The organism is Kribbella sp. NPDC005582 (genome assembly GCF_040605415.1).
In the GTDB taxonomy this organism is placed as follows: Bacteria; Actinomycetota; Actinomycetes; order Propionibacteriales; family Kribbellaceae; genus Kribbella.
On sequence record NZ_JBEXCU010000010.1, the window covers coordinates 53,356 to 71,969 of the forward strand.

The 18,614-nt window shown below is 67.6% G+C and carries 16 protein-coding genes; 7 read left to right on the top strand and 9 right to left on the bottom strand.

Annotation, left to right across the window (positions count from 1 at the left end; genetic code table 11):
• The first annotated feature begins 83 nt into the window (after positions 1-83).
• Positions 84-767 carry a TetR/AcrR family transcriptional regulator gene (locus ABZS29_RS37245; protein ID WP_355469563.1) on the top strand — a complete coding sequence of 228 codons (684 nt, stop codon included), beginning with the start codon at positions 84-86 and terminating at the stop codon, positions 765-767.
• Here the strand turns inward: ABZS29_RS37245 and ABZS29_RS37250 are convergent.
• Complete coding sequence (locus tag ABZS29_RS37250) at positions 748-1,644, bottom strand: AraC family transcriptional regulator (RefSeq protein ID WP_355469565.1); 897 nt, start codon at positions 1,642-1,644, stop codon at positions 748-750. The two genes, ABZS29_RS37245 and ABZS29_RS37250, sit on opposite strands and share 20 nt — an antisense overlap.
• A gap of 120 nt (positions 1,645-1,764) precedes the next feature.
• Here ABZS29_RS37250 and ABZS29_RS37255 point away from each other — a divergent pair, with 120 nt between their 5' ends.
• From ABZS29_RS37255 to ABZS29_RS37270, 4 genes are read left to right on the top strand one after another with little or no spacing between them, the layout of a single operon-like run.
• On the top strand, positions 1,765-4,527 hold the full coding sequence (locus ABZS29_RS37255; RefSeq protein WP_355469567.1) for a family 78 glycoside hydrolase catalytic domain: 2,763 nt from the start codon (positions 1,765-1,767) through the stop codon (positions 4,525-4,527).
• Between the two features lie 30 nt (positions 4,528-4,557).
• The gene (locus ABZS29_RS37260; protein ID WP_355469569.1) at positions 4,558-5,895 is read left to right on the top strand and encodes an extracellular solute-binding protein; all 1,338 of its coding nucleotides are present in this window, start codon (positions 4,558-4,560) and stop codon (positions 5,893-5,895) included.
• Positions 5,889-6,752, top strand: a complete 864-nt coding sequence (locus tag ABZS29_RS37265) for a sugar ABC transporter permease (RefSeq protein WP_355469571.1) — start codon at positions 5,889-5,891, stop codon at positions 6,750-6,752. Before ABZS29_RS37260 ends, ABZS29_RS37265 begins: the two co-directional genes overlap by 7 nt.
• Complete coding sequence (locus ABZS29_RS37270) at positions 6,749-7,600, top strand: carbohydrate ABC transporter permease (protein WP_355469573.1); 852 nt, start codon at positions 6,749-6,751, stop codon at positions 7,598-7,600. Before ABZS29_RS37265 ends, ABZS29_RS37270 begins: the two co-directional genes overlap by 4 nt.
• On the opposite strand, the gene ABZS29_RS37275 is transcribed toward ABZS29_RS37270, so the two are convergent.
• Positions 7,590-8,249, bottom strand: coding sequence for a class I SAM-dependent methyltransferase (locus ABZS29_RS37275; RefSeq protein WP_355469575.1), 660 nt, complete (start codon positions 8,247-8,249; stop codon positions 7,590-7,592). The two genes, ABZS29_RS37270 and ABZS29_RS37275, sit on opposite strands and share 11 nt — an antisense overlap.
• Positions 8,246-9,373: an aminotransferase class V-fold PLP-dependent enzyme gene (locus tag ABZS29_RS37280; RefSeq protein WP_355469577.1), complete on the bottom strand. Its 1,128-nt coding sequence runs from the start codon at positions 9,371-9,373 to the stop codon at positions 8,246-8,248. Before ABZS29_RS37280 ends, ABZS29_RS37275 begins: the two co-directional genes overlap by 4 nt.
• A 26-nt stretch (positions 9,374-9,399) precedes the next feature.
• Between ABZS29_RS37280 and ABZS29_RS37285 the strand changes: the two genes are divergently transcribed.
• Entirely contained in the window at positions 9,400-10,152 is a 753-nt protein-coding gene (locus tag ABZS29_RS37285) for a glycerophosphodiester phosphodiesterase (RefSeq protein ID WP_355469579.1), read from the top strand.
• Between the two features lie 47 nt (positions 10,153-10,199).
• Complete coding sequence (locus ABZS29_RS37290) at positions 10,200-11,573, top strand: MFS transporter (protein WP_355469581.1); 1,374 nt, start codon at positions 10,200-10,202, stop codon at positions 11,571-11,573.
• A 108-nt stretch (positions 11,574-11,681) separates the two neighbouring features.
• Here ABZS29_RS37290 and ABZS29_RS37295 read toward each other — a convergent pair whose 3' ends face one another.
• The 6 genes from ABZS29_RS37295 to ABZS29_RS37320 are packed head-to-tail and all read right to left on the bottom strand — an operon-like array spanning position 11,682 to position 18,600.
• The gene (locus tag ABZS29_RS37295) at positions 11,682-13,121 is read right to left on the bottom strand and encodes a polysaccharide lyase 6 family protein (RefSeq protein ID WP_355469582.1); all 1,440 of its coding nucleotides are present in this window, start codon (positions 13,119-13,121) and stop codon (positions 11,682-11,684) included.
• A gap of 11 nt (positions 13,122-13,132) precedes the next feature.
• Positions 13,133-14,005: an AraC family transcriptional regulator gene (locus ABZS29_RS37300; protein ID WP_355469584.1), complete on the bottom strand. Its 873-nt coding sequence runs from the start codon at positions 14,003-14,005 to the stop codon at positions 13,133-13,135.
• A complete protein-coding gene (locus ABZS29_RS37305; protein ID WP_355469586.1) occupies positions 14,002-15,396 on the bottom strand; it encodes a polysaccharide lyase 6 family protein in 1,395 nt (464 codons plus the stop codon). The genes ABZS29_RS37300 and ABZS29_RS37305 overlap by 4 nt, the downstream gene beginning before the upstream one ends.
• 50 nt (positions 15,397-15,446) lie before the next feature.
• A complete protein-coding gene (locus ABZS29_RS37310; protein WP_355469588.1) occupies positions 15,447-16,313 on the bottom strand; it encodes a carbohydrate ABC transporter permease in 867 nt (288 codons plus the stop codon).
• Positions 16,310-17,278, bottom strand: coding sequence for a sugar ABC transporter permease (locus tag ABZS29_RS37315; RefSeq protein ID WP_355469590.1), 969 nt, complete (start codon positions 17,276-17,278; stop codon positions 16,310-16,312). Before ABZS29_RS37315 ends, ABZS29_RS37310 begins: the two co-directional genes overlap by 4 nt.
• On the bottom strand, positions 17,275-18,600 hold the full coding sequence (locus tag ABZS29_RS37320) for a sugar ABC transporter substrate-binding protein (RefSeq protein WP_355469592.1): 1,326 nt from the start codon (positions 18,598-18,600) through the stop codon (positions 17,275-17,277). Before ABZS29_RS37320 ends, ABZS29_RS37315 begins: the two co-directional genes overlap by 4 nt.
• Positions 18,601-18,614: the final 14 nt, after the last annotated feature.

The following is an 18,614-nucleotide window of genomic DNA, read 5'->3' on the forward strand; positions in this document are numbered from 1 at the left end:
CTCGTTCAGTTAACTGTGTCCGGTGGACACAATAATGTGTATGGTAGACACAGATCAACCGATCAGGGAAGGGGCTTTTCCGGATGACCGAGTTGCTGTGGGGAACGCCCCAGCCGCCGAGTCGCGGCCCGAAGCCCGCGGTCACGCTGGCCGGGATCGCCGAGGCCGCGATCCGGATCGCCGACACCGAAGGGCTCGACGCGGTCTCGATGCAGCGGGTCGCCGACGATCTTCCGGTCACCAAGATGGCGCTCTACCGGCATGTTCCCGGGAAGACCGAGCTGGTCGCGGTGATGAGTGATCTCGCGATGGGCACTCCCCCGGAGCGGCCGGAACAGCCCTGGCGCGAGGCGCTGCGGACGTGGTCGATGGACCTCTACGAGGGCTTCAACCGGCATCCATGGTTGCTGCTGACAACCGTCGGCCGCCGCCCGGTCGGCCCGAACGAGCTGACCTGGATGGAGCATGGTGTCCGCGCGCTGACCGATTCCGGCCTGAGCGGCAGTGAGCAGTTCGATGCGATCCTGGTGCTGAGCGGCCACGTCCGGACGCTCGCCCTCCAGACCGCTTCCCTGCCAGGCGGCCGCGCCGGCCTGACCGAGGAGGCCTTCCTCGGCACCTTCGCCACGATCCTCACGACCCAGGCCGAGCGCTTCCCGAGCCTGGCCGCGGCGCTGCGATCAAGCAATCAGAACAACGAAGGACTCGAGTTCGGTCTCGAGCGGATTCTGGACGGCCTCGCGGTACTCATCGAGAGCCGGAAGTGAGCTTCGGCGTATTGAAACGTTGTCGATACGTGCTTGCGCTCAGCCCGAAGTGCGACTTGAAGCGACGCGCGAAGTAGTTCTGGTCGGGCCAGCCGACCGACTCCCCGATCCGGCTCACCGGCAGGTCGGTGTGGAGCAACTGGACAGCCGCCAGCTCGACGCGATGCCGGGACAGATAGGCCATCGGCGGTAGGCCCGTGGCCGACTTGAACAACCGCACCAGGTAGCCGGGCGCGAGGTGCAGCGCCTGGGCCAAGTCGGTCAGCGTCCACTGCCGCGCCGGGTCAGCCTCCAGTAATCGCATCGCATCCAGTACGGCGGGATGCGTCTGCTCGTGAAGGTCGTCGCGCTCGGCAACGGTCCGGGCCAGGCAGCTGAGGTATAGCGACAGCCAGCCGATCAGGTCACCGCGATGCCGGCCCAGCGGCTGGTCCCGCAAGGACCGCAGCCCGTCCAGATGGCGCCGGGCCTCGGCCAGGGTTTCGCCTTCGAGATGTGTGCTGAGCACGCCGCGACGCTGCGCAGAGAAGGGTCCCGTCCAGAGCAGATAGCCGAGCAGCGGATCCTCCCGTGTCCAGGCCAGCTCACGCCGTACGAGGTCGGCCGAGAAGCAGCAGTTGTAGACCACTAGGTCCTCGCAGTCCTCGTACTCGTGCCACACTCCCGGCCGCAACAGGATCGCGTCACCGAACCGCAGCCGCTGCCGGCCGGCCTGGCTGTGGTGCACGCCCTCGCCGCCGATCACCAGCGCGACCTCGAAGAAACTGTGGGTGTGCGCGGGGTGCGAAGCGGCGTGCAGATGTGGTCCCGCGTGCACGATCGCCCCCTCGACGAAGTGCAGCAGGGTTCCTCGGGTCCGTACCGGCTCGTCGGCCATGCCTCACGATAGGGGCCGAGGTTCATTTCGTGCTAGGACTCGTGCACTCCGGACTATTTCTCGGCGCTCCACCACAGCAAGCTGACTCTGAATCGTTTCATTCGCAACGGTTGGAGCCTCATGCCGAATCTCGCCGCACCGAGCCGCGTCCGCTTCGAACATCGGACCGATACTCCGCTCGGAATTGGCACTGCCAGCCCCCGGCTGTCCTGGCAGACCACGACCGCACCCGACGACTACGCCCAGACGGCCTACGAGGTCGAGATCACCGGTACGACGAAGCAGTCGTACGTCGTGGAGTCCGCCGACCAAGTGCTGGTCCCGTGGCCTGGTGAGCCACTGGCCTCGCGCGAACGGGCCGACGTACGGATCCGTGTTCGCGGTGCCGGCGATTGGAGTGGGTGGAGCGAACCGGCGAGCGTCGAAGCCGGTCTGCTGAGTCCGGACGACTGGAGCGCGCGCTTCATCAGCCCACGTGACAACGCGCTCGGCTCGCCCGCTCCCCTGCTCAGCGCAACCCTCGACCTGCCGGGTGACATCACCAAGGCGCGGCTCTATGTCACCGCGCACGGCATCTACCTGCCCGAGCTCAACGGCAGCCGCGTCGGTGACGACGAACTGGCACCGGGCTGGACGGCGTACCAGCATCGCCTGCGCTACCAGACCTACGACGTGACGGACCAGGTGCATGCCGGCGACAACAACGAGCTTGAGTTCCTGCTCGGCAACGGCTGGTACCGCGGTCGGCTCGGCTTCCGTGAGCAGAGTCAGGTGTACGGCACCCGGCTGGCCGTCCTCGCGCAACTCGAAGTCACGACGGGCGACGGCCAGGTCCATACCTTCGGCACCGACGAGAGCTGGACCGCGCGAGAGAGCGCGATCCTCGCCGACGACCTGTACGACGGTCAGCGGACCGACCTGCGCCGGACCCCAGGAGCCGACTCGCCCGTCGACGTGCTCGACGCCGATCTCGGTCTCCTCGTCGCACCGGACGGCCCGCCGGTCCGCATCGTCGACAGAGTCCCGGCGATAGCGCTCTCCACGTCTCCTAGCGGCAAGACGCTGATCGACTTCGGGCAGAACCTCGTCGGCCGTGTGCAGCTCACCGTCCGCGGTGGAGCGGCCGGTGACGAGGTCGTTGTCCGGCATGCCGAGGTTCTCGAGAACGGCGAGCTCGGCGTTCGTCCGCTCCGCTCGGCCAAGGCGACGGACTCCTATGTGCTGGCCGGGCCGGACGAGGTTGTGCTCGACTCCCCGCTCACCTTCCACGGCTTCCGGTACGCCGAAGTGACCGGCGTACCGGGGCTTCAGGTCGAAGACCTGACCGCGGTCGTGGTCAGTAGCGATCTGCGGCGGACCGGATGGTTCGAGTCGTCGAACGACCTGCTGAACAAGTTCCACGAGAACGTGGTGTGGGGCATGCGCGGCAACTTCGTCGACGTTCCGACCGACTGCCCGCAGCGCGACGAGCGGCTCGGCTGGACCGGGGACATCCAGGTCTTCTCCCCCACCGCGAGCTTCCTGTTCGACACCGCCGGGTTCCTCGGCAACTGGCTGTCGGATCTGTCGGCCGAGCAACTGAAGGACGGTTCGGTGCCGTTCGTCATCCCCGACGTACTGCGCAATCCGGAGCCGGCCACGGCCGCTTGGGGTGACGCGGCAACGATCGTGCCGTGGGTGCTCTACAACCGAACCGGTGACGCTGCACTGCTCGCCCGGCAGTTGCCGAGCATGCGGGCCTGGGTGGACAAGCTGACCGCGTTGGCCGGCGACAACCTTCTGTGGTCAGGCGGCTTCCAGTTCGGGGACTGGCTCGACCCGACCGCGCCGCCGGACGACCCGTTCCGCGCCAAGGCTGACCCCGACGTACTCGCGACCGCACACCTGGCGCGGTCGGCCGAGGTTGTTGCCTTGGCCGCCGAGGTCGTCGGTGACACCGAGGTCGCCCGCGAGTACGCCGATCTTGCAGCGCGGGTCCGCCAGGCCTTCGCGGCCGAGTACACCACCGAAGGTGGACGCGTCCTCAGCGACGCCGCCACCAACTACGCGCTCGCCCTGCAGTGGGCGTTGCTCCCGACCGAACACCAGCGGCAGCGCGCCGCCGAGCGGCTCGCCGACCTGGTCCGTACGGCGGCCTTCCGGATCAGCACCGGCTTCGTCGGTACGCCGCTGATCGCCGACGCGTTGGCCGATACCGGACATGCGGACCTCGCGTACCGGCTTCTGCTGCAGACACACTGCCCGTCTTGGCTGTACGCAGTGACGATGGGCGCGACAACGGTCTGGGAGCGCTACGACAGCATGCTCCCCGACGGCAGCATCAACCCGGGCGAGATGACCTCGTTCAACCACTACGCCCTCGGCGCGGTCGCCGACTGGATGCATCGCCGCGTCGCCGGCCTCGCCCCGGCAACACCGGGATTCCGCTCTCTGACGATCAGCCCGCTGATCACCGGCCAACTCACCAGCGCTTCGGCCAAGCACCTCACGCCGTACGGCGAGGCCGCGGTCGCGTGGACGCGGAGCAACGGCGAGATAGCGCTCTCGGTGACCGTTCCAGTCGGGGCTCGGGCGCGAGTCGACGTACCGGGGGCGAGCGACGCGGTCGAGGTCGGCCACGGCACGCACGAATGGACCGCCACCGACCCGTACGTCGCGGAGCCGGAACTGCCGGCCGAACCGACTGTGCGCCAGCTGATCGATCACGAAGCGAGCTGGGACGCGGTGGTCGCGGGAGCGCGAGAGAGCGGTTTCGCGGCGGACGACGCGTTACTCGCCGCTCGGCTGGAGCGGTACCTCGACCAGCCCGCATCCGCACTGGCCGAAGCCGCCGGTGATCCGGCCGCAGTCCGAGCCGCCCTCGAGTCCCTTCTCAATCACTGACCCATCGCAGCATTCCCCTAGGAGGTCATGATGACGTTCCGCCCAGGCATGCGAGGAGCCGCCGTCGCCGTACTGGCGGCCGGCTCACTCGCCCTGACCGCGTGCAGCGCGGGCAGTCTCGGTTCCAGCAGCGACTCGGGCGGCGGGGGCTCGGTCACGATCACCTATCTGATCGGTAATCAGGACCAGGACATCAAAACCGCCGAGCAGCTGGTCAAGGACTTCACCGCGAAGAACCCCGGCATCACGATCAAGACCGAGACCCGGCCGGCCGGCAGCGAGGGTGACAACATCGTCAAGACCCGGCTGGCGACCGGTGACATGCCGGACGTGTTCAACTACAACACCGGCTCGCTGTTCCAGGCGATCGCGCCGCAGAAGAACCTGGTCCCGCTCGGCGACCAGCCGTACATCAAGGACCTCGACGAGAACTTCACCAAGACCGTCACCGCCGACGGCCAGGTGTACGGCGTACCGGGTGGCGGCTTCATGGGCGGCGGGGTGCTTTACAACATCCCCGTCTACACCAAGCTCGGCCTGAAGGTCCCGACCACGTGGGCCGAGTTCATGGCCAACAACGCCAAGATCAAGGCGGCCGGTGGCGGCGTCGCGCCGGTGATCCAGACGTACGGCGAGACCTGGACCTCGCAGCTGTTCGTGCTCGGCGACTTCCACAACGTGGCCGCCGCCGAGCCCGACTTCGCCGATCGCTACACGAAGAACCAGGCCAAGTACGCGACGTCGCCGGCCGCGCTGAAGGGCTTCGAGCACACCGAGGCCGTCCACGACGCCGGCTACGAGAACAAGGACTTCGCCTCGGCCAAGCTCCCCGACGGCCTGCGGATGCTTGCCCAGGGCAAGGGTGCGCACTACCCGAACCTGTCCGGCGTCGTCGCGAACATGGTCTCGACCTACCCGGACGCGGCGAAGAACGTCGGCCTCTTCGCGCTGCCTGGTGACGACGCGAGCAAGAACGGGCTGACCGTCTGGACGCCCGGCGCCAACTACATCCCGAAGACCACGACCGGCGACAAGCTGGAGGCGGCGAAGAAGTTCCTCGCCTTCTTCGCCAGTCCCGAAGGATGCGCCTCGTTGTCCAAGGCCGCGGCGCCGACCGGGCCGTACGCGGTCAAGGGCTGCACGCTGCCGGACGACGTACCGCAGGCGATCAAGGACATGCAGCCGTACCTCGACAAGCCGGGCGGGTCCAGCCTCGCGCTGGAGTTCCTGTCGCCGGTCAAGGGTCCGTCGCTGGAGCAGATCACGGTCGAGGTCGGCTCGGGCATCCGCAAGGCCAAGGACGGTGCCGCCCGGTACGACGAGGACGTGAAGAAGCAGGCGCAGCAGTTGGGACTGGCGGGATGGTGAGGGTGTACCGCCCCTACTCGAACTGGTTCTACCTGCCGACCGCGCTGATCTACGGCGTGCTGTTCCTGGTCCCGACCTTCGCCTCGCTCTACTTCAGCCTGACCCGGTGGAGCCTGTTCGAGTCGAAGTTCATCGGGTTCGACAACTTCAAGTTGTTCTTCCAGGAGCCGGCGCTGGTCAAGGGCTTCACGAACACCTTGATCTACGCGGTCGTCACGTCGGGGTCGAAGGTCGTCCTCGGGCTGCTGCTGGCGGTGCTGCTCACGTCGCAGATCGTTGCCCGTGGCTACCTTCGGTCGGTGGTGTTCTTCCCGGTGCTGGTCTCGACGATCGGTGTCGGGCTCACCTTCACGGTCCTGATGAACCCCGAACGCGGCCTGATCAACGGCGCGTTGAGCGTGATCGGGATCGACGGACCGGGCTGGCTGACCGATCCGAAGTGGGCGTTGCTCTCAGTGGCCGCGGTCGACGTCTGGAAGGGCGTCGGCCTGGCCACCCTGATCTACATCGCCGGCATCGTCTCGATCCCCCGTGAGTACGTCGAGGCCGCGCGCGTCGACGGCGCGGGTTCGTGGGAGACGTTCCGGCGGATCGTGCTCCCGCTGTCACGACCGGCCACCGTGACGGTGATCATCTTGTCGCTGATCGGCGGGTTGCGGTCGTTCGACCTGATCTGGGCGATGACGCGGGGCGGGCCGGGGTTCACCTCGGACGTGATCGCGTCGGTGATCTACAAGCAGTACCAGGCCGGCTTCTACGGTCTGTCGACGGCGGGCAACGTCGTACTGTTCGTCGTCGTCACTGCGGTCGTGCTTCCGCTGACGTGGTTCCTGAACCGGCGGGAGGTGGAGCTGTGAGTACGGCGGAGTTGGTCAACCACCGGCCGGGTCGCAAACTCGCGCTCAGCGCGGTGGCGATCGTGGCCTCGGTGGTGGTGTTCCTGGTCCCGTTCGCGTTCATCGTGCTGACCGCGGTCAAGGACCGGCAGCAGTCCGCGCTGCTCGACTTCTCCTGGCCGCACCAGTTCCGCTTCGTGCAGAACTTCATCGAGGTGGTCCAGGCCCGCGACTACATGCTGGTGATCGCGTTCATCAACTCGACCATCCTGACAGTGGCCAGTGTGGCCGGGATGGTCGTGCTGGCAGCGATGGCCGGATTCGTCCTGCAGCGCCGCAAGAGCCGCTGGAACCCGTTCATCAACTTCCTGGTGCTGGCCGGGCTGATCATCCCGCCGGCCGTCGTACCGACGATCTGGGTGCTGCAGCAGTTCGGGCTGTTCCGGACCATGCCCGGGCTGATCCTGATCGAGATCGCCTACGGGTTGTCGTTCTGCATTCTGCTGTTCCGCGCGTTCGTGTCGACGATCCCGCGCGAGCTCGACGAGGCCGCGATCATCGACGGCGCCGGACCGCTGCGGCTGTTCTTCGGGGTGATCTTCCCGCTGCTGCGGTCGGTCGTCGTGACGGTCGTGGTGGTGCAGTCGGTCGCGGTCTTCAACGACTTCGTCAACCCGCTCTACTTCCTGCCCGGCGACAAGAACGCCACCGTCCAGCTGACGCTGTACAACTTCTCCAGTCAGTACTCAACGCAGTACAACCTGCTGTTCATGAACATCCTGCTGATCACGATCCCGCCGCTGATCATGTTCCTGTTCTTCAACCGGCAGATCGTCGCCGGCATGACGTCGGGAGCGGTCAAAGGCTGAGTGGTTTGCGGACCAGGTTGTAGGCCTGCGGCGTTTTCTCACCCCACTCAGGAGCGTGGGTGAGCGTGGCGATCTCCTCGAAGCCGGCGGCGGCGAGGAGACTCGCGACCTCCGCGGGCTCCTGCACGAAGACGTCGAGAGCGACGTCGTGCCCGTACGCCGTCGTGAGGTGATATGCAGCCGTGTTGCCTACAGGCACCGCCCCCGAGCCGGTCGGCGCCGCCTTGTAGCCGTAGATAAGAGTGCCGCCGGGCTGGAGCACCCGGTGGACCTCGGCAAAGGCGGCCGGGAGCTGCTCGGTCGGTGTGTGGACGAGCGAGTACCACAGGAGCGCCCCGGCCAGCTCGCCGTCCTTCAGGTCGAGCTCGAAGATCGAGCCGACCTCGAACCGCAGCTCGGGATAAGCCTTACGGGCGACCTCGATCATGCCGGGCGTGAGGTCGATCCCGAACACGTCCAGGCCTGCCTCGGCCAGGTATCCGGTGATGCGGCCGGTGCCGCAGCCGAGGTCGCCGACTGGTCCGGGCGGGACCTTCTCGCTGAAGTATGTGAGCATCACGCGCTCGGCCACGCCTTTGCCGACGAGGTCTTTCAGCATGGCGTGGTAGTCGGTCGCGGCGGTGTTGTAAGAGCCCTCGATATCGTTCACGCGAGGACTCTAGGAAGCCCCACCGACAGTTTCTCGAAGTCCGACGGCTGGTTGTACGCGTGCGCCGACAATCGCACGAAGCTGCGGCCCTCGAAGCCGGTCAGCGTGATCTCGATCTGCAGCTCGCGGGAGACGTGCGCCTTCAGGGCTTCGGCGTCGGTGACCGCGGTCGGCAACTCCACCAACCGCAGGGTTGGCGCGGCATTCGCCACCTCGCCGACCGACGTACCGAGCGCCTTGGCGACCAGCCGCGCACCTTCCTCGAGCATCGCGGTGATCTGCGGCCGGCGCACCGGCCAGTCCAGGTCGGCCAGCACGCGCAGCGACTCCGGCGCCGCGATCCACGGCGCGTAGTCCTGCGTGCCTTGCATGTCGAACCGCTCCGGCAGCCGCTCGTCGTACTCGGACCAAGACGCGATCAGCGGGTACGACGCCTGCCGCCACTTCTCGGCGACGACCAGCCCGGCGGTCGCCCGTGGTGCGGCCGGCCACTTGTGGAAGTTGCCGGTCCAGAAGTCGGCGCCGTCGCCGGTCGGCGCGTCGATCAGCGCGGGCGCGTGCGCGCCGTCCACGACAACCGGTACGCCGCGATCGTGCGCGAGCTCGACCAGTCGTGCGACCGGAAGGATCGTGCCGGTCGCGGCACTGATGTGGTCGATCAGCAGCACCGAAGCGCCGGTCAGGGCGGGCTCGATCAGCGCGACCACGGTGTCGTCGTCCGCCTGCATCGGCAGGTCGACCACGAACAGTTCCGCACCTTGTGCCCGCGCGACCCGCTCGGCGGCGTACCGGGAGGCGCCGTACACGTGGTTGGTGGTGACGATGCGGCTGCCGCGCGGGACGGGCACCGTGGCGAAGGCGGCGGTGATGCCGGCGCTCGCGTTCGGCACCAGGGCGAAGCCGTCGGGGTCGGCCTGCAGGAAGGCAGCGAGCTCGAGCCGGGCGACGGTCAGCCGCGCCGCCACCGAGCGGAACCAGACCATCGGGTTCGCCTCGGCCTCGGCGCGCAGTGCGCTCAGGACCTCCTGCGTACGGCGCGGAACGGCACCCCACGAGCCGTGGTTGAGGTGCACCACGGACGGGTCGAGGGACCACAGGTCTGGGCGGGGGCTGAGTACCGTCACCAGCCAAACGGTACATAATTCCTGACGTGTACCCCTACCTCGACCACGACGGTCCGATCGCGATGGCGCACCGTGGCGGCGCCAAACACCCGGACCTGATCGGGTACGAGAACTCGCTGCACGCCTTCGAGCACGCCGTCGGCCTCGGCTACCGCTACCTCGAGACCGACCTGCACGCGACCAGCGACGGTGTCGTGATCGCCTTCCACGACTCCGTCCTCGACCGGGTCACCGACCGCACCGGCGTGATCGCCGAGCTGCCCTGGTCGGAGGTGAGCAAGGCCAAGATCAACGGCCACGAGCCGATCCCCCGCCTCGACGAACTGCTCGAGCACTTTCCGGACATCCGCTTCAACCTCGACATCAAGGCGGAGAACGGCCTGGTCCCGGCGGCCGACGTACTGCGGGCCGCGAACGCGATCGACCGGATCTGCGTCTCGTCGTTCTCGCAGTCCCGCGTCCGCCGCATCCGCAAACTGCTCGGTCCCCGCCTCTGCACCGGCTACGGCGAGATCGAGATCGCGCTCCTGCGGTTCCTGCCGATCGCCCTGCCGTCGAAGGGCGCCTGCCTGCAGATTCCCGAGAAGTACAAGTCCCTCCGCGTCCTCACCCCGGGCCTGATCGATCGCGCCCAGTCCGCCGGCAAACAGATCCACGTCTGGACCGTCGACGACCCCGCCACCATGCGCCGCCTCCTCGAAGCCGGCGTCGACGGCATCATCACCGACCGCACCGACCTCCTCCGCGACGTACTGACCGAACGCGGCCAGTGGCCGTGAAGGCCGGGCTGGCGGCGGCGGACTCTCGGAGCTGACACACTCTGCGCATGGGACTTCTCTCCGCCCCCGCCGGCGTCGACAAGCGGGAGTACTGGGGCTTCAGCCTGTACGACTGGGCCAACTCCGGTTATGTCACCACGGTCGGGACGGTGTTGTTCGCGCCGTACCTGACGTCGGTCGCGGAAACCGCGGCGTGCGGGTACGTCGGTACGGCGGACAGGCCGTGTCACACGAATCTCGACGTACTGGGACTGGGGATCTCGCCAGGCTCACTGGCGTTCTACGTGGTCACGGTCGCGACGTTGATCTCGGCGTTGTTCCTGCCGGTGGTCGGGGCGATCGCGGACCGGCTCGAGCGCAAGAAGCTGCTGATGTGCGGCTTCGCGTGGGCCGGTGCGCTGGCGGCCTGCTGCATGGTCTTCGTGGGCGGCGGGCGGTGGGAGCTCGGGGCGTTGCTGTTGTTCATCGGCAACCTGTGCCTCGGGTCGTCGCTGGTCGTCTACGACTCGATCCTGATCGACATCGCGCCGCCGGACGATCGCGACGACGTGTCGTCGCGGGCGTGGGCGTTCGGGTACCTCGGCGGGTTCATTCTGCTCGCGATCAACCTCGGGGTCGTCACGGCGCATGAGGCGCTCGGTCTCAGTCAGGGCACGGCCGTTCGGCTCAGCCTGCTGAGCGCGGGGCTGTGGTGGGGCGCGTTCACGTTCTTCCCGTTCGTGAAACTGCGCAACCGTCCGCCGGCGAACGTCGTACCGGTGCGGAGCGGGAGCCTGATCAAGCAGAGCTTCGGTCAGCTCGCGGCGACGCTCACCCATATGAAGGCCTACCCGGTGACGCTGCTGTTCCTGGTCGCGTACCTGTTCTTCAACGACGGCATCCAGACGGTCATCTCGGTCTCCTCGACGTACGGCGAGAAGCAGCTCGGCTTCGAGACCCAGATCCTGATCATGACCATCCTGCTGGTCCAGTTCGTCGCGTTCTTCGGCGCCCTCGCCTTCGGCCGGTTCGCGCGCCGCTTCGGCACCCAGCGCACGATCATGAGCGGCCTCGTCGTCTGGATGCTGATCGTCATCGCCGGCTTCATGCTCCCCGCACGCCAGGTGGCGCCGTTCCTGGCCATGGGCGTCGCGATCGGCATCGTCCTCGGCGGCACCCAGGCGCTGTCCCGCTCAGCCTTCAGCCAGCTCATCCCCAAGGGCCGCGAAGCCGAGTACTTCTCCCTCTACCAGGCCGGCGAGCGCGGCACTTCCTGGCTCGGCACCCTCGTCTTCGGCCTCGTCCACCAACTCACCGGCTCCTACCGCCCAGCCATCGTCGCCCTAGGCCTGTTCTTCCTGGTCGGCCTCGTCCTCCTCAGCCGAGTAGACATGCGCCGAGGCATCACCGAAGCCGGCAACTCCCAACCCACCCTCGTCTGACACCCCAGCAACACCAACGGATATCCGCTGGTGTTGCCCCTTCTTCCCCCCGTGTACGGGCTGAGAAGGGGCAACTCGGACGGATATCCGTTCCATTTGCGGGGAGGGTCAGGTGGCGTTGGGGCCTACGTCGGTGGGGAGCAGGGGGCGGCGGACGGGGGCGGCGGTGGTGTATTCGTCGGCACCTACGTCGTACGGCGCGGTGCGGGCGTGGCCGTCGAGGTCGTCGGTGACGCGGGTGGCGTGGTTGGCGGTGGTGGCGTTGATGGCGGCGCTGCCAGAGCCGAGGCGATAGACGCCGTCGGAGCCGGCGGTGAGCTTCGGGTCGGCGCGGGTGAAGCCGCCGGACGGGATGGTGCCGTTGGAGGCGGAGCCCCAGAGGATGTTGCCGGAGAAGGTGATGCCGGACTGGTAGGGCAGGTCGGTCAGGTTGCCGCTGGTGCCGACGATGAGGTTGTCGCGGATCTGGCAGGACTGGGGCTGGACGGTGCGCTGGCTTTCGCCGGCGATTCCCGCGGTGTTGTTGCGCAGGGTGTTGAGGACGATGACGACCCGGTCGGGGGCGTCGTTGCCTTTGCGGTCGGTGTCGGACTCGCCGGGGGTGTGGTCCCGCTCGCTGCCGCTGCCGAGGACGATGCCGGCGCTGTCGGAGCCGGTGACGCCGTCGACGTAGTTGTTCACGATGAGGTGGTCGTTGCCGTAGATCCGGATGCCGTTCTCGCCGCCGAGGATGTAGTTGCTCTCGATCCGGTTGCCGTTGCCGTGCCGCAGGACGATGCCGCCCTTCGACGAGCGGATCGTGTTGTAGCGGATGGTGCTGCCGGACGACTTGATCGAGATCGCCTCGGGGTCGCCGTTCACCCGCTCGAACAGGTTGTACTCGACGGTCGCGTCGGCGTCGGCCAGCGCCCGACTGCTGACGCCGAGCCGGATCGGTTCGCCGCCGTTGTCGCCGCTGAAGCTGTGGTCGCGGAAGTGGTTGCGCAGGATGTAGGTGCGCTGCGCGATGTTCTCGTTCGCCGGGTCGTTGGTCGGACCGTCGATCACCAGGTAACAGCCGACGGTCGTCTTGTCCCGGAAGATGTTGCGGTCGATCTTCACGTCGTTACCCCGTACGACGACCGAGTGGCTGGCGGCCGACCCGAGCGCGAACTCGTTGCGGGTCAGCCGGATCCGGCTCGCGGTCGCCGCGAGGTCGAGCGACGTGGTCTGCTTGAAGATGAAGCCGCTGATCGTGATGTTGGACGAGTTCGAGAACACGAAGCTCTTCGTGCCGGTCAGCGTCACCCCGCCCTTGGTCTCGGCCTGGATGACGATCGGCGAGGTGGTGGTGCCGTTGCGGCCGGTGATCGTGATGCCGCTGGTACCGACGGCGTACGAGCCGTTGGCCAGCGTGATCGTGGTGCCGGCGGTGGCCGAGTTGATGGCCGACTGGAGCTGGGACAGTGATGTGACCAGTGCGGATTCGCGGGCGTCCGCGGCTCTGACCGCGACGGCCGTGGCGCCGATCGCGCCGACGGCACCGGCCAAGAGAGTACGACGTTTCATGACGAGTCTCCTCAACTGCGTGGGCGGTACAGCTTTCGGTACTCGCTCGGCGTGACCGAGCTGACCTGGCGGAAGACCTTCGAGAAGTACGACTGGTCCATTCCGACAGCGGCCGCGATCTCCTCCATCGGGCGGTTGGTGGTGGTGAGCTCGCGCTGAGCCCATTCGATCCGGGTGCGCTTGATGTACTGCTTCGGCGACAGACCGAACTCGGTCCGGAACCGCCGGACGAAGCTCGCCAGGTCCTGCCCGAAGTGGGCGGCCAGGACTTCCACGGTCAGTGCGTGGCCGAGGTTCTCCTGGATGTACTGCGCGACGCTGGTCTCGCTGGTGGTCTGCTGCGCCAGCCGGATCGCACCGGGCGGTGCGCTGTCCAGGTAGTGCGCGAACAGGGCCGTCAGCGCCGACCGCACCCGCAGCGGCGCCGCGAGCCCGGGCGGATCGCGGTCGGCGGCGCCGACCTGCTCGAACAACAGGGCGGCTTCGTCGGGCGACTTGCTCTGCACGATGTTCGGCAAGGTGAGCACCTCACCGATGTCGCGGTCACCGATCAGCGCCGAGAAGTGCAGCCAGTGCTTGCGGAACACATTGTCGCTGATCGTCTCGTACGACACCGGGACGTCGGCCGGGAGATAACACAGTTCCCCCGGCTTGGGGAACAGCTCCTTGTCCCCCACCACCAGCCGCCCTTCGCCCTCGAGGATCAGGTAGAGGCGCGAGAACGGATCCGGCAGCAGCGGGCGTGACCAGCCCCGGTGCACCTTGGTGATCCGGGCCGCCACGACGAGGTCGAGCCGCAACCGGTCCAGCTGAGCCCGGATCAGCTCCTGGTCGGCCTGCGTCGTCGGGGCGACCACGTCCGCCGTCTCCGGCGGCGTACTCATGAGGCGTGCGGGCCGACGTCACCCGGGGTCAGCGGCCGCCGGCAGTGCGGCCGGCGGGAGTACTCGTCAGCGCCTACATCCGCCCGCCCGGTACGCCGGTCGCCGTCGATATCGGTGTCGATATCGGAGTAGGTCTGGGTGGCCGCGTTGATCGCCGGACTGCCCTTGGCGAGCCGGCGGATGCCATCCGGACCGGCGACCAGCAGCGGGTCGGCCCGGCGGAAACCGCCCACCGGAGAGTTCCCGTCGGTGGCCGCGCCCCAGTGCAGGTTGCCCGACCAGGTCACGCCGTCCGGGAATGGCATGTTCATCAGTTGTCCTCGATCGCCCACCAGGAGATTGTCGGTGATCGTGCAACCGAGCGGCGGCAGGGTCCGCTTGCTCTCACCCGCCACGGCGTTGTCGCAGTCGACGATGGTGTTCAGCGCGATCTGGACGTTGTCCGGCGCGTCGTTGCCGGTCCGCGAGGTCTTCGGCTCCCCCGGGAAGTGGTCGCGAACGCTACCGCTGCCGAGCACGATGCCGGTCCCGGCGATGCCGGAAAGGTAGTTGTTGACGATCTGGTGGTCGTTGCCGTAGATCCGGATCCCGTTCTGGCCCGACAGCAGGTAGTTGCCCTCGACCCGGTTGCCGTTGCCGTGCCGCAGCACGATCCCGCCGAGGCTGTCGCGGATGGTGTTGTGCCGGATCACGTTGCCCGACGACTTCACCGAGATCGCTTCGGGGTCGCCGTTCGCGCGCTCGAACAGGTTGGACTCGATGATCGCGCCCGCCGTCGAGAGCGCCCGCGGACTGACGCCCAGCCGAATCGGCTCACCGCCGTTGTCACCAGGAAAGCTGTGGTCGCTGAAATGATTGCGATAAACATGCACACCCTGCGCCATCTGATCGTCCCCCGCGCCCTCGATGCCGAGATAGATCCCGAGCGTCGTCTTCCCGTGGAACGCGTTGTGGTCGAGCGTGGTGTGGTCGGCCCGCACCATCACCCAGTGCACGCCCTCGATATCGGCCAGCTGGAAGTCGTTCCGGGTGAGCCGGATCCGGCGGCAGTCCGGCGGCAGCTCGAACGTCGTACTCTGCCGGAACGCGAAGCCTTCCAGCGTGATGTCCGACGCCCCCGTGAACACGAAGCTCTGCTCACCGGTCAGTACGGCGCCCCCGACCGACTCCGAGCGGATCACGATCGGGCGGTGCGGGCGGCCGCGCAGGCCGGTGACCGCGATCGGCTGCCCGGCCGGTACCTGGTAGATGCCGTCGGCAACGGTGATCACCGTGCCCGGTCCCGCCGTACCGAGGGCACGGCGCAGTTCGTCGAGCGTTCGCACGTGCCGTCGGTCCAAGGTCAACGCCGCGGCAGGGCGGACAGCGGCGGTGTTCATGGCGGTGCTCATAGCAACTCCAGCAGTGGCAGTGGCCAGAAAAGTACGGCGGTTCATTCGCCTCACCCTTTCAACGCGCCCGCGGTCAGGCCGCGGGCGAAGGAACGCTGGAAGAACAGGAAGACCGTCACCGACGGCAGCAGTGCAAGCAGCGAGGCCGCCATCACCACGCCCGGCGTGACGACCGGGTCGATCCGCAGGGTCCGCAGGGCCAGCGGCAGCGTGTACGAATCGGAGTTGGTGGCCACCAGCAACGGCAGCAGGTACTGGTCCCAGATCATCGTGAAGCCGAAGACCCCGATCACGCCGAGGGCCGGCTTGCAGAGCGGGAGGATGATCTGCCCGAAGATCCGGAACTCGCCGGCCCCGTCGATCCGGGCCGCCTCCTCCAGTTCGCGCGGCACATCCTTCATGAACTCGGTCATCACCAGGATCGAGAACGCCCAGGCCCCGAGCGGCACGATCATCCCGGCCAGCGTGCCCATCAGGTTGATGTGCACGAGCGGAACATCCGCCAGGACGAGGGTCAGCGGCAAAGCCAGGATCTCCTCGGGCAGCATCATCGTGGCCAGGATCGCGACCATCACCAGCGTCGCGCCGGGGAAGATCTTCCGGGCCAGCGCGTAGCCGGCCAGCACCGAGACGGCCACCTGCAGGAGCAGTCCGAAGCCGACCACGAAGAACGAGTTGAGCAGGTACTTCAGCACGCCGTGGTCGAAGGCGATCTTGAAGTTGTCCAGCGTCGGGCTCGTCGGGATCACGCTCAGCTGCGTCGGGTCCGACACATGGTTGAACGAGCTGACCAGCAGCGCGAGCAACGGCCCGGCGAACACCACGAACAACCCGGTGTAGATCACGGTCCGCGCCACCCGGGCAGCGGGACTCTTGCTTTCGGTGAGACCGAGCGCGGTCTCGGTGGCGGCGCTCAAGCGACTCGCCTCCTTCGGAGCATTTGGACGCAGACGGTCAGGACGAGCGTCGCGAGGAACAGCAGGACCGCGCCGGCCGAAGCGATCCCGAGCCGGTTCTGTTCGAAGCCGAGCTTGTAGATCAGCGTCATCAGGACCTCGGTCGAGCCGTTCGGCCCGCCGTTGGTGAGCAGGAAGACCTCGGTGAAGGCACGGAACCCGCGGACGGCGGCGAGCACGAACAGGATCGCGAACACCGGCCGCAGCCCGGGCAGCGTGACGTGCAGGATGCGCTGCTTGGTCGAGGCGCCGTCGACGACCGCTGCTTCGTACAGGCCGCGGTCGATCCCGGCCAGCCCGGCGAGGAAGATCATCATGTCGTACGGCGCCCCGCGCCAGATGCCGGTGACGACGATCGAGGCCAGTGACGTGTCGGGGTCGTTGATGAACCCCGACGGTCCGAGCCCGACCAGACCGAGGATCTGGTTCAGCAGACCGTCGGCGGTCGGGTGGTACATGATCCGCCAGAGCTCGGCGACCACCGCGATCGGTACGACGACCGGCAGGAACGCCGCCGACCGGATGAAGCTGAGCTTGCGGGTCTGGCCCTCCACCAGCAGCGCCAGCACGAACCCCAGGATCATCGAGCCCGCGGTCTGCCCGACGGCCAGCACGATCGTGTTCCAGGTCGCCGAGCGGAAGCCCTCCGACGACAGGATCTCGCTGTAGTTGGCCGACCCGACCCACAGGTTGCCCAGGTAAGGCCGGACCTCCTGCACCGACATCGAGATGGCCTGGGCCATCGGGATGAACTTAAAGTACAGGAACAGGATCAGCGCCGGCGCCAGGAACAGCCACGGGATCCACCAGGAACCCGTGCTGCGGCGGTTGCGGCCGAGGCGGCGCGACGGCGTACGCCGGGCCTCCCCTACGGGCGGCCGCGACTTCCGACCTGCCGGTCGGGCCTCGGCTTCACGGACACTCACGATGCACTGATGCCCTGCTGCTTGAGCGACTCGCCGAGCTTGCCGTCGAGCTTGGTCAGCTCAGCGGCCACGTCGAGGCCGCAGTCGGCGATCAGCGCGTTGATGGTGTCGGCGCTCGCCTGCCGGACCGGCGTCCAGTTCGGGATGCTCGGCGCGTACCGGCTGTGCTCGCGGTAGACGTCGGCGTACACCTTCCAGCGCGGGTCCTTGCGGACCGACGTGACGTCGACGGTCTTGTTCACCGGCAGCTGCACGTTGAAGGCCTTCTGGCCCTCCATCCCGAGCTTCTGCGCCTCCGGCGAGATGATGTACGACGCCCAGGCGTTCTGCCCGGCCTCGTTCGGCGACCCGGCCATCAGGTAGGCGCTACCGCCCTCGGCCAGCACGGTCGAGTCCTTGGCGCCCTTCGGGACCGGGACCACCTCGTACTTGTCCTTGCCGAGGCTGCCGTCGAACCGCGGCATCAGGTACGGACCGACGACGTACATGCCGGCCCGGCCCGCCTCGAAGGTCTCGTTGGTGGGCGGGGTGTCCATCGTCGCCGCGCCCGGCTGCACGACCTTCTCGGTGCAGGCCAGGTCACGGAACCACTTGGTCGCGGCCACCGACTCCGGCGTGGACATGGCCGGCTTGTACTTGCCGTCGGCCTGCTTGGCGATGAAGTCGCCGCCGGCGCCCCAGAGGAAGTTCGAGAAGTACCAGGAGGCGTAGCCGCGCTTGGTCGACCCCGGTACGGCGAGGCCGTAGGTGTCGTTCTTGCCGTTGCCGTCGGGGTCCTTGGTGGTGAACGCCTTGGCCAGCGCCACGAACTGCTCGCGGTCGGTCGGCACCGGCAGGCCGACCTTGGCCCGCCAGTCCTTGCGGATCAGCAGTGCGGAGGCCTGCGCGGAGTACGGAACGCCGTACATCTTGCCGTCGCCGGACTTGGCCGCGGCGAGCGCGGACTCGAGCAGCTGGTCGCTGTTCTTGATGGCGGCCGGGTCGACCTCGCGGACGATGCCCTGGGTGACCATCGTGCCGAGCTGCGAGGAGTCGTTCATGACGATATCCGGCAGGTCCTTCTGCGCGGCGCGCTGGGACAGCTTGGTCTCGAAATCGTCGAAGATCGCGGTGACCTCGATCTTCTGGCCGGTCGCCTGCTCGAACGCGGCGGCCAGTTTCTTCATCCCCTTCTCGCCGTCGCCGCCTGGCGTGGTCCGGGTCCACAGCTCTAGCGTGGCCTTCGGATCCTGGTCGGTCTTCGCCGCCCCGGTGCTTCCGCAACCCCCGACGGCCAGGGCTGCCCCAAGCCCGAGCGCAACCCACTTCAACGACTTCGCCATCCCGCCCACCTCAA